The 26122-nt window shown below is 35.4% G+C and carries 18 protein-coding genes, 6 tRNA genes and 1 rRNA gene; 22 read left to right on the forward strand and 3 right to left on the reverse strand.

What is annotated here, in order from left to right:
* Window positions 1–11: 11 nt before the first annotated feature.
* Window positions 12–127 (forward strand): 5S ribosomal RNA (rrf, locus tag ACVYAD_RS09485).
* A 126-nt stretch (window positions 128–253) separates the two neighbouring features.
* Here rrf and mbcS read toward each other — a convergent pair.
* Complete coding sequence (gene mbcS / locus ACVYAD_RS09490; protein WP_476426052.1) at window positions 254–1831, reverse strand: acyl-CoA synthetase MbcS; 1578 nt, start codon at window positions 1829–1831, stop codon at window positions 254–256.
* A 269-nt stretch (window positions 1832–2100) separates the two neighbouring features.
* Here mbcS and ACVYAD_RS09495 point away from each other — a divergent pair.
* The 13 genes from ACVYAD_RS09495 to ACVYAD_RS09555 all read left to right on the forward strand — a co-directional run bounded on the left by ACVYAD_RS09495 (window position 2101) and on the right by ACVYAD_RS09555 (window position 9836).
* Window positions 2101–2177, forward strand: a tRNA-Asn gene (locus ACVYAD_RS09495).
* Window positions 2178–2303: 126 nt separating this feature from the next.
* Window positions 2304–2378: transfer RNA gene (locus ACVYAD_RS09500), tRNA-Glu, on the forward strand.
* 73 nt (window positions 2379–2451) lie between these two features.
* Window positions 2452–2527, forward strand: a tRNA-Val gene (locus ACVYAD_RS09505).
* A gap of 14 nt (window positions 2528–2541) precedes the next feature.
* Window positions 2542–2625, forward strand: a tRNA-Tyr gene (locus ACVYAD_RS09510).
* A gap of 18 nt (window positions 2626–2643) precedes the next feature.
* Window positions 2644–2718 (forward strand) — tRNA-Gln (locus ACVYAD_RS09515).
* Between the two features lie 12 nt (window positions 2719–2730).
* Window positions 2731–2803: transfer RNA gene (locus ACVYAD_RS09520), tRNA-Lys, on the forward strand.
* A 218-nt stretch (window positions 2804–3021) separates the two neighbouring features.
* Window positions 3022–3927 (forward strand): arginase, encoded by a 906-nt coding sequence (gene rocF, locus ACVYAD_RS09525; protein ID WP_476426053.1) that lies wholly within the window; start codon window positions 3022–3024, stop codon window positions 3925–3927.
* Between the two features lie 133 nt (window positions 3928–4060).
* Window positions 4061–4624 carry an RNA polymerase sigma factor SigW gene (sigW, locus tag ACVYAD_RS09530; RefSeq protein ID WP_197143159.1) on the forward strand — a complete coding sequence of 188 codons (564 nt, stop codon included), beginning with the start codon at window positions 4061–4063 and terminating at the stop codon, window positions 4622–4624.
* 13 nt (window positions 4625–4637) lie between these two features.
* Complete coding sequence (locus tag ACVYAD_RS09535) at window positions 4638–5264, forward strand: anti-sigma factor (protein WP_349659505.1); 627 nt, start codon at window positions 4638–4640, stop codon at window positions 5262–5264.
* Window positions 5265–5413: 149 nt separating this feature from the next.
* Complete coding sequence (gene cdaA / locus ACVYAD_RS09540; RefSeq protein WP_197143161.1) at window positions 5414–6250, forward strand: diadenylate cyclase CdaA; 837 nt, start codon at window positions 5414–5416, stop codon at window positions 6248–6250.
* The gene (locus ACVYAD_RS09545) at window positions 6243–7358 is read left to right on the forward strand and encodes a CdaR family protein (protein WP_476426055.1); all 1116 of its coding nucleotides are present in this window, start codon (window positions 6243–6245) and stop codon (window positions 7356–7358) included. Before cdaA ends, ACVYAD_RS09545 begins: the two co-directional genes overlap by 8 nt.
* 299 nt (window positions 7359–7657) lie before the next feature.
* A complete protein-coding gene (gene glmM / locus ACVYAD_RS09550) occupies window positions 7658–9010 on the forward strand; it encodes a phosphoglucosamine mutase (RefSeq protein WP_476426056.1) in 1353 nt (450 codons plus the stop codon).
* A gap of 304 nt (window positions 9011–9314) precedes the next feature.
* Window positions 9315–9836, forward strand: a complete 522-nt coding sequence (locus ACVYAD_RS09555; RefSeq protein ID WP_386831836.1) for a type 1 glutamine amidotransferase domain-containing protein — start codon at window positions 9315–9317, stop codon at window positions 9834–9836.
* 58 nt (window positions 9837–9894) lie between these two features.
* On the opposite strand, the gene ACVYAD_RS09560 is transcribed toward ACVYAD_RS09555, so the two are convergent.
* Both ACVYAD_RS09560 and ACVYAD_RS09565 read right to left on the reverse strand, forming a co-directional pair.
* A complete protein-coding gene (locus ACVYAD_RS09560) occupies window positions 9895–10467 on the reverse strand; it encodes a hypothetical protein (RefSeq protein WP_349659501.1) in 573 nt (190 codons plus the stop codon).
* The gene (locus ACVYAD_RS09565; protein ID WP_197143166.1) at window positions 10457–10798 is read right to left on the reverse strand and encodes a PadR family transcriptional regulator; all 342 of its coding nucleotides are present in this window, start codon (window positions 10796–10798) and stop codon (window positions 10457–10459) included. The genes ACVYAD_RS09560 and ACVYAD_RS09565 overlap by 11 nt, the downstream gene beginning before the upstream one ends.
* 741 nt (window positions 10799–11539) lie before the next feature.
* Here ACVYAD_RS09565 and glmS point away from each other — a divergent pair.
* The 8 genes from glmS (at window position 11540) to ACVYAD_RS09605 (ending at window position 25912) form a co-directional block, all read left to right on the forward strand.
* On the forward strand, window positions 11540–13342 hold the full coding sequence (glmS, locus tag ACVYAD_RS09570; RefSeq protein ID WP_476426058.1) for a glutamine--fructose-6-phosphate transaminase (isomerizing): 1803 nt from the start codon (window positions 11540–11542) through the stop codon (window positions 13340–13342).
* A 150-nt stretch (window positions 13343–13492) separates the two neighbouring features.
* Window positions 13493–14332: a TnsA endonuclease N-terminal domain-containing protein gene (locus ACVYAD_RS09575; RefSeq protein ID WP_476426060.1), complete on the forward strand. Its 840-nt coding sequence runs from the start codon at window positions 13493–13495 to the stop codon at window positions 14330–14332.
* Window positions 14329–16485 (forward strand): Mu transposase C-terminal domain-containing protein, encoded by a 2157-nt coding sequence (locus tag ACVYAD_RS09580; protein WP_476426061.1) that lies wholly within the window; start codon window positions 14329–14331, stop codon window positions 16483–16485. The genes ACVYAD_RS09575 and ACVYAD_RS09580 overlap by 4 nt, the downstream gene beginning before the upstream one ends.
* The gene (locus tag ACVYAD_RS09585) at window positions 16460–18151 is read left to right on the forward strand and encodes an ATP-binding protein (protein ID WP_476426063.1); all 1692 of its coding nucleotides are present in this window, start codon (window positions 16460–16462) and stop codon (window positions 18149–18151) included. Before ACVYAD_RS09580 ends, ACVYAD_RS09585 begins: the two co-directional genes overlap by 26 nt.
* A gap of 100 nt (window positions 18152–18251) precedes the next feature.
* Window positions 18252–20096 (forward strand): TnsD family Tn7-like transposition protein, encoded by a 1845-nt coding sequence (locus ACVYAD_RS09590; protein WP_476426065.1) that lies wholly within the window; start codon window positions 18252–18254, stop codon window positions 20094–20096.
* Entirely contained in the window at window positions 20077–21612 is a 1536-nt protein-coding gene (locus tag ACVYAD_RS09595; protein WP_476426067.1) for a Tn7-like element transposition protein TnsE, read from the forward strand. The genes ACVYAD_RS09590 and ACVYAD_RS09595 overlap by 20 nt, the downstream gene beginning before the upstream one ends.
* Before the next feature lie 95 nt (window positions 21613–21707).
* Window positions 21708–24143: an ATP-binding protein gene (locus tag ACVYAD_RS09600; protein ID WP_476426069.1), complete on the forward strand. Its 2436-nt coding sequence runs from the start codon at window positions 21708–21710 to the stop codon at window positions 24141–24143.
* Entirely contained in the window at window positions 24143–25912 is a 1770-nt protein-coding gene (locus ACVYAD_RS09605) for a hypothetical protein (RefSeq protein WP_476426071.1), read from the forward strand. Before ACVYAD_RS09600 ends, ACVYAD_RS09605 begins: the two co-directional genes overlap by 1 nt.
* The last annotated feature ends 210 nt before the right edge of the window (window positions 25913–26122 follow it).

Genomic DNA, 26122 nt, shown 5'->3' on the forward strand with positions numbered 1-26122 from the left:
GTCGACAATAGTCTAGTGATGATGGCAAAGAGGTCACACCCGTTCCCATACCGAACACGGAAGTTAAGCTCTTTAGCGCCGATGGTAGTTGGGGGCTTCCCCCTGTGAGAGTAGGACGTCGCTAGGCGCAAAAAGTCGCTGCTGATAATCTCAGTAGTGGCTTTTTTTTATATCCAGAAGAATATTAAATAAAAGCAATATATAAAGGAGACATTTCACCAATTACTTGGTTAAAATGTCTCCTTTCTTTATTTTATACAGTTGCAGCTCGTAGCTCTATACGACGAATCTTCCCAGAAGTTGTTTTTGGTAGCTCATCGATAAAGACAATGCTTCGAGGATATTTATAAGGTGCTGTTAATGCTTTAACATGCTCCTGTAGTTCTTTTGTTAACTCGGCCTCATCACGATCTTTGAAGCCTTCTCGTAAGATGACAAAGGCTTTAACAATATGTCCTCTAATTTCATCTGGTGCTGCGACTACAGCACATTCTTGTACAGCTTCATGTTTATTTAAAGCATCCTCTACCTCAAATGGTCCAATTGTATAGCCTGATGAAATAATGATGTCATCTCCTCGGCCTTCAAACCAGAAGTAGCCGTCTTCATCGCATTTAGCTTGGTCACCAGTAATATACCAATCTCCACGGAAGGCTGCTTGTGTACGTTCAGGCTCACGATAGTACTCTTTAAATAGAGCAGGAGATGATTTATGTACCGCAATATCTCCAACTTCGCCAATTGGTGCCTCGTTACCCTCATGATCAATGATACGAACAATATTGCCTGGAGTAGGAACACCCATTGAACCAGGACGTAATTCAGAATTTTCGAGCGTGCCGATTAATAAAGTATTTTCCGTTTGGCCATAGCCATCGCGCACTTTAAGACCAAAGTTGTTCATAAATGTTTCGATGACTGGTCGATTTAACGGTTCACCAGCAGAAACAGCGCTACGTAGTGAAGATAAATTATAGTCTATTAAATTATCAAGCTTCGCCAAAATGCGATATTCTGTTGGCGTACAGCATAATACATTGACTTTCTCATCTTGAAGCAGTTGAAGGTATGTTTTTGCATCAAATCCTCCATGGTATACAAATGCAGTAGCGCCCAGCATAATAGTCGATAAAAATGGACTCCAAATCCATTTTTGCCACCCTGGAGCTGCTGTAGCCCAAACTAGATCACCTTCACGTACACCAAGCCATTGAGAAGCAGCTGTTCTAATATGCGCATATCCCCAACCGTGTGAATGAACAGCTCCTTTTGGTTTACCAGTCGTGCCTGATGTATAAGAAAGAAATGCCATATCATCTCTTTTCGTCGCAGCTGCTTTAAATGTATCTGGCTGTGTACTAGCCAATTCATTTAAAGACGTCCAATCACCTGTAGCAGAACCTATAACTAATTTATTATTTAAAGCTTCTACTGAAGAAGTAATACGATCTACTTCACTAGTAAACACTTCATAGGCAATTACTGCCTTTGCAGAAGAGTGCTCCATACGATACTCTAAATCACTTGCACGTAACATTTCTGAGCATGAAATAGGAACAATTCCAGCCTTTAGACATCCAAGAAAGACAAAATAAGCTTCAGGCAGACGTGGAATAATAACTAATACGCGATCGCCTTTTTGAAGCCCCTTCTTCGTTAAGACATTCGCGTATTGATTCATTTTTTGAACAAGTTCAACATAGGAAACCGTTCGTCGCTCCTGTTGAGTATTTAGCCATCTTATTGCTTGACGATCACTATCTTGAGAAAATTTCTCCAATTCCTCTGTAATATTATAGAATTCTGGTGCAATTAAATCGTTTGTTACCATGTGAACATTCCTCCCCCAAATCAATTTAATAGAAAATTCTTAAAACTATCTTTATTTTATCAATTACAATAATATACAGCAAGAATATTCTATACATAAAATAGAAATATTAGATCTAATAGAGAACTATTAGGTTTTTAGTTAATACACAGGAATGCTTCGACAAAAAATATAAAAATTTTTACAATAAGTATTGCATAATTTATAATGCTTGATATAATAATAAATGTACTTGAGAGGTTTTTAAAAACCGAATTGAATAGTATTGTTCCGAAGTAGCTCAGTTGGTAGTAGCACCTGACTGTTAATCAGGTTGTCGCAGGTTCGAGTCCTGCCTTCGGAGCCATTTTTTTGCCCATTTATAATGATGATGTTATACATATAAAAAAGTACAAAAAAAGTTTGAAAAAGTATTGCATCGAACGTAAAAAAATGTTATTATAATTCTTGTCTTGTTCGAGATATCTGAAATGGCCCCTTGGTCAAGTGGTTAAGACACCGCCCTTTCACGGCGGTAACACGGGTTCGAATCCCGTAGGGGTCACCATTTTTAAAGCTTTGTAGTAATGCGAAGGCTTAAAAAGAAAAATAACTGTGAAGAAATAAACACCTGATTCTATGGAGGATTAGCTCAGCTGGGAGAGCATCTGCCTTACAAGCAGAGGGTCGGCGGTTCGAGCCCGTCATCCTCCACCATAATGTGTTATTTCGGAGGGGTAGCGAAGTGGCTAAACGCGGCGGACTGTAAATCCGCTCCTTAGGGTTCGGCGGTTCGAATCCGTCCCCCTCCACCAGTTTTTTATATATATGATTGGGGTATAGCCAAGCGGTAAGGCAACGGATTTTGATTCCGTCATGCCTAGGTTCGAATCCTAGTACCCCAGCCATTTATATTCTTTGAGCCATTAGCTCAGTTGGTAGAGCATCTGACTTTTAATCAGAGGGTCGAAGGTTCGAGTCCTTCATGGCTCACTTTTATAGAATAAAACATATTCAAAAGTGTAACATTAACTACAGATACTAATCTCTTGCTGAAAACAGCAGGAGATTTTTTTATGCTCTTTTTAACTCCTTACCGATCCAGGTGCCGAAGTATAATTAATTGTATAAATATTCATATAATTGTTAGGTTGAGCCATGTAGGATCTAGGCTATACAATAGACTTACAAGTTAAAGGGGGTATGAAAAAATGAATAAACTAAATATTTCTATTATTGGAGTGCCGACAGATTATGGGCAAACTCGTAGAGGGGTAGACATGGGTCCGAGTGCCATCCGTTACGCAGGTGTTGTAGAGCGCTTAGAGGCAGTTGGGCATGAAGTACATGATCAAGGGGATATACGTGTTAGTCAAAAAAAAGAAGGTACAATTGTTGATAAACAGCTATTAAATTTAGAGGAAGTTATCGATGTGAGTACATCTTTGGCTAATAGTGTGAGTAAGGCATTGGAACAAAAGGAGTTTCCACTTGTACTTGGTGGCGATCATAGCATTGCTATAGGTACACTAGCTGGGCTTGGTGAGCATTTTAAAAATTTAGGTGTTATTTGGTTTGATGCGCATGCGGACCTTAACACGCCTGAAACGACACCTTCTGGTAATATACATGGCATGCCGTTAGCTGTTAGCATTGGGCTTGGTCATGAACGCTTAGTGAAAATTCGTAATAATATACCAAAAATTAAACCTGAAAACGTCATTATTATTGGAGCACGTTCCGTAGATCCGGGAGAACGTGAATTAATTAGACAGCAAGGAATCAAGGTGTATACAATGCATGAGGTAGATCGTCTTGGAATGACGCGTGTAATGGAAGATGCACTTGCCTATTTAAGAGCGCGTGATATAGATGGCTTGCATTTATCACTTGATTTAGATGGGTTAGATCCACTTTATACTCCTGGGGTTGGGACGCCTGTACCTGGTGGGATTACGTATCGAGAAAGCCATTTGGCGATGGAAATGCTTCAGGAATCAGGTATGCTAACATCTGCTGAATTTGTTGAAGTTAATCCGATATTAGATGAAAAGAACAGAACAGCTGATGTTGCAGTAGCATTGATGGGTTCCTTATTTGGTGAAACCTTAGTTTAAAGATGTTTGACAAAAAATTGCCTATTGCCACAATGTATAAAAATCTTTTGCTATAATTAATAATAAAATGAAACTTTTCTTATCGATGGGTCGTATAGTATAAGACAGTTGTAAAGGTGGAGAAATCAACACAATGGATGCGTTAGTAAACAAGAGAATAAAACAAGTGCTTAAAGGTGATCAAAACGCATTTGCAGATATTGTGAGTCTCTATCAGCACAAACTGTACCAAGTATGCTATAGGATGTTAGGGAACAAGCAAGAATCTGAAGATATTACACAAGAAGCGTTTGTTCGTGCTTATATGAATTTGCATACTTTTGATCAGAAAAGAAAATTTTCGACGTGGCTTTATCGCATAGCGACAAACCTTTGTATAGACCGAATCCGGAAGAAAAAGCCGGATTATTATTTAGATGCGGAAGTAGCTGGTACAGAAGGGCTTGATATGTATTCGCAGATCGCAGCAGATGACCAGCTACCAGAGGAACAGATCGAGCAAATGGAACTGCAAGACCGCATTCAATATGAGATTGGACGTTTGCCGGATAAATACCGTTCAGTTATAGTATTGAAATATATTGAAGAATTATCATTACAGGAAATTAGCGAGATTTTAGATATGCCTCTTGGAACGGTGAAAACGAGGATTCACCGCGGACGTGAAGCATTACGTAAGCAATTAAACAATCTGTAGGAGGGGGAGCGTCATGAATACTTGTCCAGAGCATATTATAGACTATATCCATGATTATTTAGATGGTGACATTAGTCGTGAGCATGAGCAAGAGTTGAAACGCCATTTGCATACATGCAATGATTGTAAACAATTGATGCAGGAATTAAGTGAAACAATCGCCTTTGTGAAGAGTGCTTCCCACATTACAGCACCTCCGCATTTTGAAGAAGCCGTCATGGCTCGTTTACCGAAACCAAAAAGTCGTGTAGGCATGCAAAAATGGATTCGCCGGCATCCATTCTTTGTGGCAGCAGCAGTTTTTTGTTTATTCATGAGTGCAACTTTACTAGGTAATTTCATGGATGACCAACATTTCTCTGTGACTAAACAACCAAACCTTGTTGTTGAAGGTCAAACGGTTATTGTACCGGAGGGAGAAGTTGTAAAAGGCGACATAGTTGTTAAAAATGGTGATTTAATTGTTGAAGGTGAAGTGGATGGCAATGTTACCGTTATTAATGGACAGTATATGGCATCTTCAGCAGTTGTTTCAGGAAAAATAGAAGAAATTGACGAAGTATTTGAATGGCTTTGGTATACGATTAAAAATTCAGTAAAGTCTGCTGTAACATTCGAGGAGAACCAAGCAACTAAATAACACTCTATACGTCCTAATAAATAGTGCACGTGAGAGGCTGAAAGGTCTACTCTTTTGAGTAGACTTTTTATTTGAAAAAAGTTACATTTGTTAAGAATGTGCTATACTTAAATGTGTATGGATTCGCAATGAAAAGTGGGGGATGCCACGTGCAAATTATCGAACATTTCGCTAATTTAACACCTGTGAATATTGTTATTAACTTATTAGATGTACTGCTCGTATGGTACGTTATTTATAAAATTTTAACCCTCATTAAAGGTACGAAGGCTGTCCAATTATTAAAAGGAATATTCGTAATTATTATTGCGCGCCTTGCTACAGAATTTTTGGGGTTAGAAACGTTAGGGTGGATGTTACAACAAGTTATCGATTTCGGTTTCTTGGCGGTTATTATCATTTTCCAACCTGAAATAAGACGCGGTCTTGAACAAATTGGTAGAGGGAAACTATTCCAACGTTCAATTAATCAAGTTGAGGAAGAACAAACTAGGCTTATTGAGGCGATGAAGAAATCTGTTAGTTATATGGCCAAACGTCGTATAGGGGCGTTAATTTCTATTGAAAAAGAAACTGGTCTTAATGAATATATCGAAACGGGCATAGGACTAAATTCCGAAATTTCATCGGAGTTACTTATTAACATTTTTATACCTAATACACCGCTTCATGATGGAGCAGTGATTATGCAGAAAGATAAAATATCGGCAGCAGCTTGTTATTTACCGCTTTCTGAGAGTCCATTTATCTCTAAAGAGCTTGGGACACGCCACCGAGCTGCACTTGGCTTAAGTGAAGTGACAGATGCCATTACTATTGTCGTATCAGAAGAAACTGGTGCCATTAGTCTTACAATGAATGGTAATCTACATCGAAATCTTTCTTTAGAGGAATTCGAAGGACTGTTACGTAAAATGTGGTTCGGATTAGCTCAGGAGTCAAATGCAGCCTCTAAGTTAACTTGGAGGGGGAAAAAGAATGGATAAAATGATGGATAGCCCTTGGGTGTTACGAATCGTCGCACTATTTCTAGCCTTTTTGTTATTTTTCTCCGTTCGTACCGAATTATCTCCTAAAAGTAAAACAATATCGAGTGAGCAAACAGAGGTAATTCGAGAAGTACCTGTAGATGTTTTTTATGATGATAAGAACCTCATTGTTACAGGTATACCTAAGACGGTGGATGTTACGATAAAAGGTCCAATGCCACTTGTAATGAAAACAAAGGCAACGAAGGATTTTTCTGTATTTGTGGATTTGAGTAAATTACTTATAGGCGAACATAATGTTAACCTACAATACGAAAACATTTCTGATAAGTTGCAAGTTACATTTGACCCTGAGACTGTTAAGGTTAACATTGAGGAAAAAGTAAAACAGGAGTTTCGAGTTGACCCTGAGATGAGTAATCGTTTACTTGAAGAAGGGTATATTTTAAATGGCATGACTGCTAATCCAGCTACAGTGTATGTAACAGGTGCCAAAAGTGCAATTGAAAGAATTAGCTATGTAAAAGCTACTGTAACGGGTGAACAAGGCTTGAAAGAATCGTTCTCACAGGTAGCGGCAGTTCAAGTACTAGATCGTGATTTAAATAAGCTAGACGTTACGATTGAACCAGAAACAGTGAAGGTACAAGTAGATATTGGAGCATACAGTAGGGAGTTACCTGTAGTGCTTAAGGAAATAGGGGAAGTGGCAAATGGTATTTCCGTTAACCAATTAACATTTAGCCCTACAATGGTGAGGGTATACGGTAGAAAATCTATCCTAGATAGTTTAACTGTCATACCCATAGAGGTTGACTTATCGAAAATTACAGAATCAAAAACTTATGAATTTGATGTGAAATTACCAGAAGGTGTGACAAAAATATCTGAATCAAGGATTAAAGTGAAAGCGGACGTTACGAAGGTAGAGCAGGAGAAAACAACAACTACGACAACAACAACTACTAACCCTCCTACGCCTACACCTAATCCACCGCCTACACCTACACCTACTCCTACTCCTCCACCTAATAAGGAGGAACCGGACACTCCTTCTGAGGACAACACGCCACCAACAGAAAAATCAGAAGATGTTGATTCTTAAACAATAACTGACTATAATTTTATTTTGATTCAGTAGAGATTTCGTTCTCTATCGGTAGGGTGTCATTTTCGGTTTTGAAACATTAACGAAAAAGGTTGCTCGGGCTAAAATCAAAATACCTTATGCTCAATTTATCTTCGCTGATTTACAAGTCCGAATAAATGGGCGTAGGGGTAAAATGAATAGTTACCAGAAAATGAACGAAAATAGACTTTTCCAAAAGTAAGCAGACGAGTGATCTAGTTGTCAGTGTAGACAAGCGTAACCACCGTCTTGCATTGAAGGAGAGAATAATCAAAATGGGTAAATATTTTGGAACAGATGGCGTCCGTGGCGTCGCGAATAGTGAATTAACACCGGAGTTTGCATTTAAGCTTGGCCGCGTAGGTGGCTACGTTTTAACGAAGGATGCAACGGACCGTCCAAAGGTTTTAATCGGTCGTGACACACGTATTTCAGGTGAAATGCTTGAAGGTGCACTTGTAGCTGGTCTTTTATCAATCGGCGTGGAGGTAATGCGTCTTGGTGTTATTTCAACACCAGGTGTGGCTTACCTTACTCGAATTATGAGCGCAAATGCAGGCGTTATGATTTCAGCTTCACATAACCCAGTTGCTGATAATGGTATTAAATTTTTCGGTCCTGATGGCTTTAAACTAACAGATGCGCAAGAGGCTGAAATCGAAGCAATATTAGATGCACAAGAAGATACATTACCACGTCCAATCGGGGCAGATTTAGGTTCAGTAAGTGACTACTTCGAGGGTGGACAAAAATATATTCAATATTTAAAGCAAACAGTGACTGAAGAATTTGAGGGCATCCATGTAGCATTAGATTGTGCACATGGTGCTACGTCTTCACTAGCTACACACCTATTCGCAGATTTAGAAGCGGATATCTCAACAATGGGTGCCTCACCAACAGGCTTAAATATTAATGAAGGTGTCGGTTCAACACATCCAGAAGTATTAGCTAAATTTGTCACAGAAAAAAGTGCTGACGTTGGTTTAGCATTCGATGGCGATGGTGACCGTTTAATCGCAGTAGATGAAAACGGTAAAATTGTTGATGGTGATCAAATTATGTTCATCATTGGTAAGCATTTAAATACAGTTGGTCGCTTGAAAAAACAAACAATCGTGTCAACGGTTATGAGTAATATGGGCTTCTACAAAGCTGTTGAAGATAACGATATGCACAGTGTACAAACAGCTGTAGGTGATCGTTATGTCGTAGAAGAAATGCGCGCTAATGATTATAATTTAGGTGGCGAGCAATCGGGTCATATTGTTTTCCTAGACTATAATACAACTGGTGATGGCTTATTAACGGGTATTCAGCTTGTTAACATTATGAAATCTACAGGTAAAAAACTGTCAGAGCTTGCTTCTGAAATGAAAATTTTTCCACAGCGTTTAGTCAACGTACGTGTAACAGACAAGCATGCTGTGACGGAAAATACAAAAGTTGCTGCAGTAATCGCTGAGGTAGAAGCAGATATGGCTGGTAACGGTCGCGTGCTAGTGCGTCCTTCTGGTACTGAGCCACTTGTAAGAGTAATGGTAGAAGCTGCGACAGAAGAAGACTGCGAGCGTTACGTAGAGCGTATAGCAGATGTTGTACGTACTGAAATGGGCTTAACGGAATAAATAGTTTAGCTTCATTCAGTAGGTGATAAACACCAACTGAATGAAGCTAAAGCCTCCGGCGGATGTCACGGATTTTTAATTGTGCAGGCACAATTAAAATCCAGACGGAATTACGCCAAGGCGAAATTTATCAACAACTCGATTTCCTTTCAAAGGAGGTCGGGTTTTTTTATTAGGCTCAGAAATGTGACGGATAGAACGATTTTGTGTTTCAAGTATTGAAAGCCTTCCGACGAAATGAATGTTTTCAAAGAGAATGGGAACAGTAGTACAGAGTCACAATGACAAGGAGTGTTGTATTGCAATGGCTAAAATTGCTACGGTAATTACTAATATGTTCGAGGACGCCGAATTTACGAGTCCTAAAGGAGCATTAGAAGCGGCAGGTCATGAACTAATAACGATTGATACGACAGCGGGCATTGAGGTAGAAGGTAAGCACGGAGAGAAAGTAAAAATTGATAGAGACATCGATGAGGTAACGGCTTCTGAATTTGATGCATTGTTCATCCCAGGTGGGTTTTCTCCTGATATATTACGTGTAGATGATCGTGTTGTGGCATTTGTAAAGGAGTTCATGGACGATATGAAGCCAACCTTTGCTATTTGTCATGGACCACAATTACTCATTACAGCAAAAACATTAAATGGTCGTGACGCAACTGGTTACAAATCCATTCGAGTAGACTTAGAAAATGCAGGTGCAATATTTCATGATGAGGAAGTGTTTGTTTGCCAAAAACAATTAGTCACAAGTCGCACGCCGGAGGATTTACCAGCGTTTAATCGAGAAATTGTGAAATTATTAGAGAGTGAAGAAGGCTAAGCATGCAAGGCACAAGTGAATGCTTGTGCCTTGTATGTTAAATTTAATTAGGACAGTCCTACTTCTTTTTTAACGCGATAATAGCATTGGTAATTTGTCCAAGTCCGATACCAATGATAATGCCAACGCCAGCGCCGATTGCAGTATTAATCCAGCCTCGGTCCAAGAAAGCTTCATAGCCACCGCCAGTTAGAAAGCCGATTAAACCGCCGATACCCAATCCTAAAAATAGAAAACCACCATAAAACAACCCGATCGCCTCATAATCTGCTGGGTCACGATCTTCGTAATACTGTTGGAAACGTTCATTTAAATCCTCAGATTGCTCAGAGTTACTGGCGAATTTCAATTCCTCGCTTGCCTTATGGAAGGCTTCTTGCTCCGTTAAACCTTGTGACATTAAATCATTCATATAATCGCTCATATATAGCATCATGTCGTCTTGTGCTTCTCGACCTTGATCGGAACGCCCTTTAAACTTGGATAGTTGCTTGTCGATTTTACGTTTAGTTTGCCCACTTTTTTTGCGTAGCTTTTCCATATAGGTCATTTCAGCGTCTTGCAAATAGTTCTGAGATTGTTCTTTCGCAAAACGATTAATTCTCTCTTGAATTTCACGACTAAAGCTCATGATTGTTTCCTCCATTATTTCTTAAAATTTCAATACGACTACTTAAAAAATCCCATTTAGCCCAGAAGGACATTAATTTTTCTTGCCCTTGCTCATTAAGCGTATAAAATTTCCTTGGTGGACCCATTTCAGATGGCTTTTTGACAATATTGACAAGACGGTTTCTTTCCAAACGCATTAGTAACGAATAAACAGTTCCTTCGGCTATGCCCTCAAACCCCATTTGCGTGAGATGTTTGACAATCTCATAACCATAGATTTCACCACGGCTGATGATTTCTAATACAATACCTTCCAAAACTCCTTTGAGCATTTCACTCAGATTATCCATGATCTCACCCCCAGGCTAAGCTTCACCTGTACTAAGTGTTGCTAAGTACTGTATATAGTATTGCTAAGTAGTGGTTTTGTCAAACGAAATTAATTATGCCTCGGCATAATTATGTCCAGAATCGGCTTTGTGTTTAGGCCAGCAAGAGGGCATGGAAAAAACATCATATATTTAATAGGAATTTCAAATTAATGCTTTATAGCAGATTGTTTGTCTACACTTTGTCACTAAAAAGTAGGATAAATAGGTGTTTTTTATAACGAAAATTTGACGTATAGCATATGATTGAGTATGATGGAGAAGTTGAATATGAGGTCCGACCTTATCATTTAACGAGAGCGCATAGGAGGGAAGAACGCGCAAAATCGGAAAAACAATTATAGCGCCTGAGCTGAAGAAATTGGACGAAGCTAACTTCAGCAGACGAGGTGGAGGTTTATCGAAAATTCGGCGGATGCCTCCCGATCGACATACCCGATTGTCACTTTTCATTTTGAAAGCATTTGAGTGATTGAATGTACAGAAAATGGAGAAGGTATAGTTAAAGCAATAGATAAATAGAAAATCTCACGTATCGAATGGTTACTATTCAGATGGCTGAATGAGTGTTAAGTTTGTGTTTGTATGAGTATGCTTATTTTACGTAAAATCGGCATAGCTTTTACATTCATAAAAAATTCGATAGGTTGAGGTCTAATTTGTCATTGCGTCAAATTGACGATATCGGAGGACAAGAAATTTATGTGTGGAATTGTAGGATATATTGGTGAAACAGATGCAAAGGAAATCTTATTAAAAGGTTTAGAGAAACTAGAGTACCGTGGTTATGACTCAGCAGGTATTGCAGTACGTAATGAAGATGGAGTAACAGTCTTCAAAGAAAAAGGACGTATTGCTGATTTACGTGATGCAGTAGACGAGGACGTTGCTGCAAAAGTTGGTATTGGTCATACACGTTGGGCAACTCACGGTGTGCCAAATCGTCTAAATGCACATCCTCATCAAAGTGCATCAGGACGTTTTACTTTAGTACACAACGGAGTTATTGAAAACTATCATTTATTACAAAAAACATATTTAAAAGGTATCCCGATGAAATCTGATACAGATACAGAAGTCATCGTGCAATTAGTAGAGCTATTTGTAAAAGAAGGTTTAAGCACGACTGAGGCGTTCCGTAAAACTTTATCTTTATTACACGGCTCATACGCATTAGCTCTTTTAGACGCAGAAGCGGCTGATACAATTTTCGTTGCGAAAAATAAATCACCACTTTTAGTAGGTGTTGGTGAAGGCTTCAATGTAGTAGCTTCAGATGCAATGGCGATGCTACAGGTAACAGACCAATATGTGGAGCTACATGATAAAGAGGTCGTAATCGTACACAAAGCTAGCGTTGAAATTACAAAATTAGACGGTACATTAGTAGAGCGTGCACCATACACAGCAGAGCTTGATATGAGCGATATTGAAAAAGGTACGTACCCTCACTATATGTTAAAAGAAATGGATGAGCAGCCAACAGTTATTCGTAAAATCATTCAAGCATACGAAGGCGAGAATGGCGATTTAACAATTGACGCAAATATTTTAGAAGCATTACGAGCAGCAGACCGTCTATATATTATTGCAGCCGGCACAAGCTATCATGCAGGTCTAATTGGTAAGCAATATTTCGAAAAAATGGCTGGTATTCCAGTGGAAGTTCATATTTCAAGTGAATTTGGCTACAATATGCCATTACTTTCAGAAAAACCATTGTTTATTTTTATTACACAATCAGGTGAAACAGCAGATAGCCGCCAAGTACTTGTGAAAATTAAAGAGCTTGGTTATCCAACATTAACAATTACAAATGTACCTGGCTCTACACTATCACGTGAGGCGGATCATACGCTTTTATTACATGCAGGCCCAGAAATTGCAGTAGCTTCTACAAAAGCATATGTAGCACAAGTGGCTGTACTTGCTGTAACAGCATATGTAACGGCGAAAGCTAATGGCAAAGGCTTAGAATTCGATTTAAAACAAGAACTTGCGATTGCAGCAAATGGTATCCAAACAATTATCGATTCAAAAGATGTATTAGAGGATATCGCAGAGGACTACTTAAAAATCGCACGCAACGCATTCTTCATCGGTCGTAACATCGACTTCTATGTAAGCCTTGAGGGTGCCTTGAAGCTAAAAGAAATCTCTTACATTCAAGCAGAAGGCTTCGCAGGTGGTGAGCTAAAACACGGAACAATTGCCTTAATCGAAGAAGGTACACCAGTGTTTGCCCTTGTCACACAAGAAGCAGTATCATTAAATATCCGTGGTAATGTTAAAGAGGTAGCTGCACGTGGTGCATATCCATGCATTATTGCCATGGCTGGAGTAGACGAAGACGGGGACCGTTTAGTAATCCCTCAAGTTCATGAATACCTAACACCACTTGTATCTGTAGTGCCATTACAGTTAATTAGCTATTACGCAGCACTACACCGCCGCTGTGATGTAGATAAACCACGTAACTTGGCTAAATCAGTGACAGTTGAGTAATTTTATGCAGATACAGGCTTCTTCTGTAGCTTTGAAATAAAGTCGTACCGTTTATAAAAAAGATGTACCGTTTAAAATAAAGTTATACCGTTTGTAAAAAAGTTGCACCGTTTTTCCCCTTTGGATAATATTATCTAAAGGGGTGTTTTTATGTCAAAACGAACTAGAACATCTAAAGCCGAAAAGTGGATTAAAGAAGGTCGTGGCTCTGGAGTTGGAGCCGATTATAAACCATGGTTAAACATTCAAGATGTGTCTTCGAAAGGTCGGTCTACACGTTTAAAAGGTATTAAAACAAATAGGCAGCATGAATTTCTATCAGATTTGGAAAGAAATTACTTTTATTTAACTGAATATTCGGATTCTGTTGTTGATATTCGAGAACAATTTCCTTTATTGCCGTTAGAAGAAACAATTGTCATTGCAGATGAATTAGGTCTTAAACATCCTACAAACCCAAAAACAAATGAGCCAGTTGTGATGACAACAGATTTTTTATTAACAGTAGATAAAGGTGAAGGATTAGCAGAAATCGCAAGAACAATCAAGATGAAGGACGAGCTTTTAAAGGAGCGAGTTATTGAGAAATTTGAAATAGAACGGATTTACTGGGAACGCCGACAAATTGATTGGGGCATTGTAACCGAGTTAGAGATTTCTAAAGAAATGGCTCGGAATATTAGTTATATTCATGACTATTATGATATTCAACAATATGATGCTTTTCAAAATATAAGTTCTCAACATATTGAAGATTTAGCAATGGCATTGTTACAAAGAATATTAAACGAAAGCCAAAGTATTAGAGAAATTACAAATGTATTTGATAAAGAGACACATATGCCTTTGGGAAGTGGTATGACGCTATTTTATCATTTACTTTCGCAGAAAATTATTCGGGTAGATATGCTAGAGCTGTTAAACGTAGAACAACCTATTGCTATCCAGTCAATTGATGAAAGTAAGTTGAAGAAGGTGAAATACGGATGATTTATATTAACCAAGTGCTTCAATCTGTAAAAGATTCAACACGTATTCGTATTATAGAAATCGAAGAATCTTATGTATATATCGTTAATATCGACGCCAACACATCAATGCCTAAAAAGGAGCTGTATTCTTCGCTAATAACGGATATAGAACAAAAAGAATGGCTTATTATCACTGATCCTTTTGCGCGTGGTGTAGTGGAAGAAGACTTGACTAAGGTACAAATTCAAAAGCGAGATAAAGACTGGGAAATCATTCAAACGTATTGCCTAGAACATATGAATAGTTTGCGTCTGAAGAATGGTAGAGAAATAAAAATTAAAGAGATAGCTGAAGAATTGAATGTTACACCAACGAAGGTCAAAAAATTACTTAGTCGCTATTGGCAACGTGGCATGAATAAAAATGCAATGTTACCCGATTATGCAAACTCAGGCGGTCGAGGAAAAACTAAAAAGCTAAGTCATGATAAAGTTGGTCGTCCACGTAGAGTAACTATAAACGGTGAATATCGAAGTGGTATTAATATAACTGATGAGATTAAAACGCAGTTTGAACATGCCATTAATAAATATTATCGCAAATCTAATAATTATTCTTTAAAAGATGTTTATCATTTTATTTTGCGAGATTTTTATTCAGATCGCTACAAAGAAAACGGAGAGATACAATATCGTATTTGGGAATCAAATCGTATTCCATCCTATCATCAATTTTACTACTGGTTCAAAAAGATTGAAGATCCAAAGAAAGATATAGAATTCCGTAAAAGTGCTAAGGAATATGATTTAAAGTACCGTCCAATTATAAGTAATTCCAAAGTAGAAACGAATGGACCTGGGACGCGTTTTCAAGTCGATGCAACAATTGCAGATATGTATTTAGTCAGCTCTTTTGATGTAAATCGAATTATTGGAAGACCTGTTGTTTACGCAATTGTTGATGTATATTCACGAATCGTTACAGGGATATATGTAGGTTTAGAGGGCCCGTCATGGCTAGGTGCAATGATGGCTTTAGATAATATGGTTGCTGATAAAGTCGAATTTTGTAAGCAATACGATATTGATATTACCGAGGAGCAATGGCCGACGTATCATTTGCCTGAAATTATTATCGCAGACCGGGGCGAATTTGAAGGCTATGCAGTAGCTGGTCTTATTAATAATTTAAATATCAAAATCGAAAATACAACTGCATATCGTGGGGATTTAAAAGGTATAGTTGAACGTAAATTCCGTACAATGAATGGCAAAGTAAAACAGAAAGCGCCTGGTGCTATTCAAAAAGAATATCGAGAGCGTGGAGATAGAGATTATAGGCTCGATGCTACGCTGAATTTAAAGGAGTTTACGGCATTAATCATTACAATGATGCTTCAGCATAACCATAAAATCATTGATAAGTATCCGATGGAAAAAGCGATGATTACAGATGGAATTGTGCCAACTCCTATAAATTTATGGAACTGGGGTATTCAAAATCGGAAAGGTCGTCTTCGAACAGTAGATAGGGATATTTTACGTTTAAATGTGTTGCCACGTGGTAAAGCCACAATTTCACGAGTAGGTATCAAGTTCAAAAATTTATTATATGGATCAAAGCGAGCAATCGAAGAACAATGGTATGCAAAGCTGAAAAACAAAAGTATTGATATTGTGTATGATCCACGTCATTTAGACAAAATTTATATCCCGAATGATAACGGAATGGATTATGAAACGTGCATTTTATTAGAGCCTAGCCAGCAATATAAATTGGACTTTTTAGAAGAAGTTGTTTTCCAGCAACAACTACGAAATGAATTAGAGGAAGAGGAACGCTCTAAACAAGTACAGCTTACGATAAATACAGATACGATGATGGATCAAATTATTAAGGTAGCAGAGCAAAAGAAAAAACAAGCCCTACATCAACCAACAAGTAAAAAAGAAAAACTAGCTGCGATTCGAGATAACAAAGCGAATGAAAAACAAGCTAATCGCGAGGAAGAAAAATTTGATTTGTCAACCAAAGTAGCTGAACATTCAACAGAAATCATAGATTTTACATCAAGAATACAACTAGAAGAGCAACCACAAAAGAAATCACCTTCACGTCTTATGGAAAAATTAAAGAGGAAGCGAGATGAGGAATTTGGAAAAGATGAATAATGTCGTCTTAAAAGGAGATATGGAAGAAGCAAGTTATAAGACTCAAATGCTTATTGAATATGCTCATAATCCTTTTATTGAAGCCCTACCGCCAATCTTTGATGAAGATGATGTGTTGGATCGTTTTGTGGTGACGCCACGTATTAGTGAACAAGATAAGAAAAGTGAAGCGAATATCCGTTATCATGTTTTAAAACGTGTGAAAAACTTCATTCAGCCGTTGCCAATCCATTTTGAAGTAGAGCGTCGGTTATCGACTTTGATTCGTCGTGGTTATTTAGCCCGTAATCCGTTAGATAAATCATTCCTTGAACGGATTCGAATATTACATCACCTACGTGAGGATGAAGAGCAGGCGCATAAATATATTGATGAACGCTTAAACCATATTCGTTCAACAGCAGATAGTCTATCGATTATTGGCATCTCAGGTATCGGAAAAACTACTGCAATTGAACGTTTGTTGTTAATGTATCCGCAAGTCATTAAGCATGAATTGTATGAAGGACAGCCTTTTAATCGCACTCAAATCGTTTGGCTTAAAATAGACTGTCCGTATGACGGTAGTTTATCGACCTTATGTAAAAGCTTTTTCAAAGCAATTGATGATTTATTAGGTACACGTTATTTAGAGAAATTCGGTTATTTAAATCGTGTTACATCAACAATGTTATTACACATGACATCATTAGCCAGTATGTACGGTATTGGTATTCTTGTCATTGATGAAATTCAGCATTTACTTCATTCAAAAAATGACCAGGAAGAAATGCTAAATTTCTTTGTGACATTATCAAACACAGTAGGTATACCAACAGTATTAATCGGTACCTCGAAAGCACAACAACTATTTAAAGGGAACTTCCGACAAGCTCGCCGTGCAGCAAGTGAGGGTTCAATTATATGGGATAGTATGGTAGAAGATAGTGAAGAGTGGGAATTCTTCTTAGAAACTCTATGGGCATATCAATGTTTAAAGGTTCATTCAGAACTAACGGAAGAGTTGAAAAAAACATTTTATGAGGAATGCCAAGGAATTACCTCAGTAGCAGTTAACTTGTTCATTTTAGCTCAAGAAAGAGCGTTATTTGATGAAGCAAATGGAGAAGAAAGAATTACACCGAAAGTAATAAAGAAAACAGCAAGAGAAGATATGAAAATTATCCAACCAATGATGAATGCATTACGTACAAATGACTTAAAGGCAATGTATAAATATGAGGATATTATGATTAATCTAGATGATCTTATGATTAATCATAAGAAGAATACTGAATATGAGGGTAAAGTCAAGGAAGCTATGACAGAGCGTCAAAATACTCTTCAGTACAGACGACTAGAGATAACTGAAAATCTTAGTTATGAGATTGCTTCATTAGGAATTTTTGATACCTTAAATCCTAACGATATAAGAAGGGTAGTCTCCAAAGTTGTAGATAACCAGCCAATTGAAAGTGAATATAACAATTTGAAGTTAGAAGCTATACAGAATGCAATGACTTTAAATCAAAAGAAAAAAGAACAAAAATTAAATCATACACACAAAGATGAATTGTTACCGTTAGTAAGGTTAAGAGCAAAAGCGTTAGAAAGAAAAAAGCATCCGTATGAATTATTAAAAGTAAATGGATATATAAAATCGTTTTTAGAGGAGTTTATTAAATGATTTATGATACTTTTTCATAACTAAGGGTAACATCTATGTCTGAAAAGCTAGTTATATCGGCATTATAGAAATAAGTCGAGTATTACTAGGGGGACATTAGATGTTACCGTTTTTTACAAATCCTTATCCAAATGAATTAATATATTCAGCAATTGCCAGGTATCATTTTTATAGTGGCAATATTGATTGTAAAGATACATTGGAAGAGTTGTTTGACAATCGTTCTGTGATACCGAGTATAGGAATGGGTAGCTATTTTTCTGTATTAGCAGAAAAACTAGGTGCTCAATATTCTATAGAATCACTATTGGCTAACCAAACAATTTATCCTTATTATGCTTCATTTTTGTCGAAGCAGCGTCAACAAGAAATATTAAACGATGTAAAAGAAGATGGTAAGGCACTTTATACAAGGCTAGGAATGGTCGCTGGAAGCATTTGTATTAAAAACGGTATCTATTATTGTGCTATTTGTGCAAAATCAGATACAGAGCAATATGGAGAGCCGTATATCCATCGGGAACATCAACTACAAGGAATAGATTATTGTCCCCACCACGAAGTTCTATTAAGAAAATACCCCGTAATCAAAGATAGTCGCATTGAGTATATTCGTTTCAAATTAAACCATATGAATTTATCAGAGTTATATGAAATTGATCCACATAAAGAAATGTCAGTATATTTAGCAAAGCAGGCCTACAAATTGCTTCATTTACCGTTGCACTCACTTTCAAGGGAAGACATTAATTCTAAATATAAAGCATTGTTACGAGAGCAGGATTTAATAACAGCTTCGAATCGGGTTCGTCAGCATGAGTTGTATCAAGCTTTTAAAATTACATTTTCAAGTGACTTTTTAAAATGCTATCAAAGCGAGTTAAGTGAGGAAGATGAATATAATTGGCTAAAGGTATTAACCCGTAATATGAAGCGTCACGTACATCCATTTCGTCATTTGCTCTTTCTTTATTTTTTAAAGCACGATATAGAGGAACTTGTTGTGCTTACAAAAGATTTTGGTGCTTTTGGTAAAGGACCATTCCCTTGTTTGAATAAGGCTGCATCGCATTACAAGCAACTAATAATTCAAAAGGTAGAAGTGACCAGAGACTATAAATCCAAAAATTTGATTGGTACATTTACATGTTCATGTGGTTTTATTTATGCAAGGAAGCATACAGCAGATATGTTTGAAGTAGGTCGAGTAAAAGCATTTGGTGAGGTATGGATAAAGAAATTAGAAGCTCTTGAAAAAGAAACATGGAGCATTCGAGCGATAGCGAAAATTTTAGGTGTAGATTCTAAAACAATTAAAAGGTATTTAAATGGAAATGTCGAATTAAAACAAGTAGAAAGTCCTGAATACAATATTAATAAATTAGTCCAATATAAACAAGAATTAGTAAATGAAATTCTACAGAATCCAAATCTATCTCGTACAGCCTTGCGAAAAAGATTTTCGAAACAGTTTATGTTTTTATATCATTATGATCGAAGTTGTTTAGAAAGTGTGCTGCCTAAAGTACAGCTAAGATATAAAACAACAACATCTGTAGATTGGTCGAAGCGAGACCAAAAATATGTGCAACAAATTAAAATGCTGTATCAGCAATTACTACGAGAAGAGAAACCTACTCGTATAACTGCTTCGAAAATGGGCAAGAAGTTAGGAATACTTGCCAATTTAGAGAAATGTTTAGATAAGTTACCAAAAACGAAACAGTTGTTAAATGAATTAACGGAGTCCATACAGGAGTTCCAATTACGTCGTTGCTACAAAGTAATTGATGATTTGCTAGAGAACAAGGAGCCTGTGATATTGTGGAAGGTGCAACGAATAGCAGCTGTTAAATCACATCATTTTAAGGATATAAAGCCTTTATTAAAACGGTATATAGAAATGAAGCAGGTAGTGAGAAACGATGATCAAACAACAAGTTAAATTGAATAAATGGCCTTTTAAAAATGGAGAGCAAGCACAATTAATTTGGATTAGCTCTCCTTTTCACTGTGAGAAGAAAGTAATGATTTACGCATATTTTAGAGCTAAAGGTATAACAGAAAAATTATTAGTCGATTGGGGTACCCTCCCTGCACTGGCAATCCAACATTATTATGTGAACGGCAATATAAGAAAAAGCAGCATTCCCCCAGAAGAAACTGAGGAAATTGACATTACAATTTATCCAAATAAGGTTAAAACCCATAAGAAAGAATGGAGAATTTTCGGGACGAATGATAAAGATATTTCAAGGAGTTTTATTGTAAAGCAAGGCAACCGAAGCTATATTCTTCCGTTAATTGAGGTAGTTCGAAGCATTTTAGCACCGAACCGTTTTCTACTATATAGACTTTTCGAGGCACACTCATTTCCACAATATTTTATAGAGAACTATGAGAATAATAAGATTCATTTGGATTTTACAACGCTTTATCATCGAAAATACACACAATCAAATTTCTTATACCAACTCGTTTGGCTACTCACAAATCAAGATTTAAGAAATGTATTTGAAAATGTAGCATATACATTTAACAATACTGATATTTTAGATTTTGATTGGTCATTTAGACAGCCTATTACCATTAAAGCGATAGTGAAACCTAATGCGAATGGTGGCACTGTACTAAGGGTAGTAAGCGTGAAAAATAAACTGATTCCTTGCAGTGAAATTACATTTGAACACCCAGAAGTTGCACAGTCTGAAAAATCCACTGAACCTAAGAAATATACATTACATACTAAGAAAAATCTAAACGGACAGCATGATGAATTATTGTTAAATGAAGAAATTGAGGGAGCAACAGATGATTTTGATATTATTGAAATGGACAATCAGCTACATGAATATATTAAGCCCCCTAAAATAACAAAGATTCGTAAAGGTTCTAATAAAAATCGTAGATTTGAAGATGAAAATACAAAGAAGCGATTTATAAATAATGAGGGTAAACGCTCAACAGCTGATGTAGGTGGAAACCAAGTTACAAGAGGACTAGAACAACAGCCGTTGGTGGATATTCAAATTGACGGTGAGTTAGGTGAGTTTATTAAAGTATTGAAAGCATTGCAGGATTTTTCGGAAGTACAATCCATTAATATTATTCAAGGGAGTTTAAAGGAGTATTCCGGTACGAAACGTTTTGTTTACTTAAGTGATGGTGTGACTGAGAGGAAGTACGTGATTGCTGAGGTCAAGTTTTTTCATGGTACAGAGGTGAGTGTGATTGAAATAGAACGAGGAGGTAAAGCGATATCTACTTTGATTTACTTCGTAGATAAGTATGAAGATAAGTTAATTTTATACAAAAAAACTCTATCTGGATTAATTAATAGTAACGGCGTATGGGAGAAAAGTAAGTTGGAGATGAATAATATTAGATTTTTAACTCTTAGACATGGTAAAAGAAATTTTGAACATAGAGCAAATTTATTGAGGAATAAAATTTACAAATAGTTTTAGATAAATTATATGCGTATAATGTAATAGAGAAAAACAAAATAAAGGAAACTTGTGCAAATATTAAAATATATATAAGGGGGTTGGCTAAAATGGAAAGTCATATTTCAATTGATTCTAGAATAATCAGCCACCTGGGCGAAATGCTGATTTCAGATGAAAAAGTAGCATTACTAGAATTAGTAAAGAATTCCTCGGATGCAGATGCATTAAAATGTGAAATAATGATTGATACAATGATGGAAAACGAATGTGGAAAAGGTTCAATGATTATTGAAGATAATGGGAATGGAATGAATCGTCATATTATCGAAAATGGATTTTTAAGAATAGCCACATCATTTAAACAACATAATCAAAAATATTCATATATTTTTAAACGATTAGCTTTAGGTAGTAAAGGTGTAGGAAGATTAGCTTTAAATAGATTGGGAAATTTTATAATAGTTGAAACAAAATTAAATCTAGAAGTATTAGACCACTTAAATCATGAACAAATTTATGCTAACTTTGGTACCTTAGAGAAAGAAAAAATAGTTGAAGAAAATCAAAATTATTTTTATAGGTTCACTCTTAATTGGAGTGATTTTGAAAAATCCTCTATGAGTTTAGATTTAATTCCAATATCTATACAAAAATTAGAATATGAAGGTAATAAATTCTGTGGGAAAGATCATGGTACCAGAATAACCATAAAAGGATTAAAGGGGAAGAATTATTGGGAGAAAAAAGAAACAAGGAAAGAAATTGAAAAAGATGTTTTGTCCTTTATGAATCCATTCCAAGATAAGAAAACAAACTTTTCTGTGAAAATTGATCTGAATAAGGAAATATTTAAAAGTGATTTATATGATAAAACAAGAATTGAAAATATAGCTAGTTCAAAGACTAAATTTAATTTTAATTTAACTGATAAATCTGTTGAATTTGAAATTTCTAGAAGTCCACAATATGTAGAAAGTGTAATAAGAAACCTTCAGAAAAAAATGGAAGACCTGGAATTTGAACTAATTAGTACAATTAATTATGAAGATTTTTATGATAAATACTGCCATACGAAGCCATTTAAAGTTGGGATTTTAGAGCAAGATATTAATAAAAAGTATCCGAAAGTTAATTTGAAAAATCTATATCAAGATGATGCAGGGGAATATTTTTTGCCTAGTGATTTTGAGGGAGCGATTTATGCTTCGCCTCGATCATCTCCAGAAATAAGGAATTTGTTGGATAGTGCTGCTGGAGTAAATTTATATAGAAATAATTTTAGAGTTATGTTAGGTGAACAAAAGGATTGGCTTGGTTTAGGTCATATAGAACGAACATATTATAGAAATATTTATTCTCCTAATAATGTAATAGGTTATGTATATATAGATGGTGAAGAGAATTTAGAAAAACTCTCAGAGTTAACTAACCGAGAAGGATTAAAACAAGATGAGTACGGAAAAAATTTCCTAATGATAATGAGAGATTTTTTAGCAATTATTATGACTTCTGAGGATGACAAATTTAAAGCAAAATTTGAAGTGCCACGTTCTAAAATTAAAAACAATGAGATAGTAAGCTTTGATGATGGTTTAATTAAATTCAAAAAAATAGAAAATCCGTTTGAAAAATTTAATGTGACTATTGATGAAAAAACTAGTTTATCTGAGGAAAAAATAGCAAATTTAATTCCGTATATAGAGGATGAAAAGGGGAAAGAGGTTTTAAATAAGGTAACCACCGATATTAAACAAGAAATAATAGAAATAAAATCGCATATACAAAATTTAGAAAAAGATCAATATAAAAAATATAATCAAATTGAGTTAGAAAGGGAAAACCTTGAGGAACTTTACCCATTAATTGGTGCAACAATTGTAGCTGAGACTTTAGCTCATGAGATTACACGATTGTCAAATGGTATTAAATTTAGTTCTTTACAATTGAGAAAATTATTATCGAATAATAAAGAAGTATGGAGAAGTGCAGAGAGAAGTCTTTCGTTAATTGACTCTAATACCAAATTTTTGAATCGATATGCTTCTATGCTAGATATAAACTCCTATTCAAAGAGAAGACGATATGATGTTGTAGAGTTAAAAGAGTACTTAATACAAACTTTTGAAGACTCCCCATTATTATTGTATAAAGAAAACAATGTTAAGTTGGAAATAAAAGGGGATGGTTTTGAGCATAAAGTTGTTAAGGAAGGTTTAAAAATTATATTTGAGAATTTAATTATCAACTCGGTATATTGGTTGAATAAGATGCAAATTAACAATCCAATTATTAATATTCAATTTATAAATAATAATAAAATTCATGTTTGGGATAATGGATTTGGTATTCATAATGATATTTCAGATAAATTATTTGAACCTTTTATAAGCAATAAACCGTTAAACGAAGGAAGGGGCATGGGTCTTTATATTGTAAAAGAAATGTTAAAGGAAGTTAGCGGAGATATTCGGTTATTAAATGAAACTAATTCACATGGCAATAGATATAAATTTGAAATTATATTCCAAGGAGACTTACAATAATGAATCTAGAAGAATTTTCCATAGATAAAGTAGTAATAATTGATGATGCTTTTATAAATATTAATACGCCTTTAATTGATGTAACAGATGAGATTGTCAATCACCTGATAGAATACGAAACAGAGTTTTATGACTATAAAAATGATTATCCAGAATTAACAATGAAGGATTTTTTTGAATCGATAGAGATGGAAGATGCCGAGGTAGAAGCTATTCTTGAAGAAACAAAAATGAATTATAGGTATTTTACTGAAGTTTTAGATGATGATGTTGAATGGTATTTACCTAATGAATTTCTAGAAAAGATAAATAGTGGTTATTTATATAGTGATGAAACTTCAATACTTTTTGTTGTAGATAAACGACTTGAAGGTACTAAAGAAAGATATTATGACAAATTAAAAGAAGTGTTACTTAGTATTTCAAAGTTATTGGAGGGAAAAGATAATAGATATCTTTTTATATACACTTCTCAAATAGAAGAGTTTAAAAATTACTCAGATGTAAATACTTATTTAGAAAAACTTAATTTAGATAAAGAAACTGCTGACAAATTGGCTCTTCATTTAAATTTTGTTGAAAAGAGTGTAGAACTGGAAGAGGGTGCAATTAATACCGCAGTTTTAAAATCTCAAAAAGCGAATCTTTTATCAAAGTTTAATACGATCCAAAGAAATACAATGCATTCCATTTTACCTAAAGTTTGGGAAGTTAATAATAATGAATTGTTGTTACACTATAATTATTTATCTGAAGGACAACATATTGATGAAATTTTGTATTCGATATATAAAAATAAATTTGAAAATGTTTATTTAGACGAAATAAAGTCTACAGAACATAACATAATTGTATCTTTAAGGAAATTCATTCATAAACATATTGAAAGCACAACAGATATAGAAAAATATAATTTGCAGGCAAGGATAATTAAAGAATTAAATCATATTATAAATAAACCGGAGGACTTATATCAGGTATACAGAAGTGATGATATTTGTTATGGAGATTTGATTGAAGTTAGTAATAAGCTATACATGGTATGTTCACAGAATTGTGATATAACTGTAAGAGCAAATGGGAGAAGAGTAGACGCTGAATTCTTGTTGTTGGAAATAGAGAAAAAAAATACAGTAATTAATTCTAAAGAAATATCAAAAATTTTAGAAGCTATTTTAAAATACTCATTTAGAAGTCATACTAAAAAAACTGCTTTTTTAAATGAACTGTTAATTCTTCCCGAATTCAAACAGTTGATTAATAGCGCGGAGATTCTCACTGAGCTTAATAACTATATTAATACAGAAAAAGAAAAACAGAAAAATTTTAACTTTATCTGTACTAATTTTTTGGCAGAGAAGAAAGTGTACGACTATAAACCAAAAACTATTTATAATAAGATTCCTACATTTCTTTTAGATTCATTATTGTTAGAATCTGGTGGTGAAATTAAAATTGATAATGATGTTATAAATAACAATCGATATATTCGCTATGCAATGAAAAAGACTATTAGTAATGGATTTATTGATTTTAAAGAGAAATTTGACAGATGGAATGTAGATATGGATATAGGGAAATTTTTAGGGGAACTATTATTTGAGGGGCTAGAGTTAGATATAGTAGATGAGAATAGAGAATTAAAAATTTTGGAATTAAAAAATATAAGAAGAGTGGGTAGGATAAAGCAGGATGAGGCTCAAGCAATTCATCAAGCATATGTTGAGCATTTAACACGAATAGCAGTTAATAGTTCTCCAATTATCTAGAGGTTATCACAAGATGTAGTTTCCTTGTGTTCATTAAATATTGTTTATGAGTCTATTTTTAAAAAGTTCTCTACATAATAATATAGAATAGCCTTGATACAATCGAGTATATGAACAATAGTCTGGAAAATGCAGTAGCTTGGCTATCTAATAATTCCGTCAAAAAAATAAGAGCCATTTGGCTCTTATTTTGTCTGTTAAATTACGAAA

It is taken from the genome of Lysinibacillus sp. G1-3 (assembly GCF_056322905.1).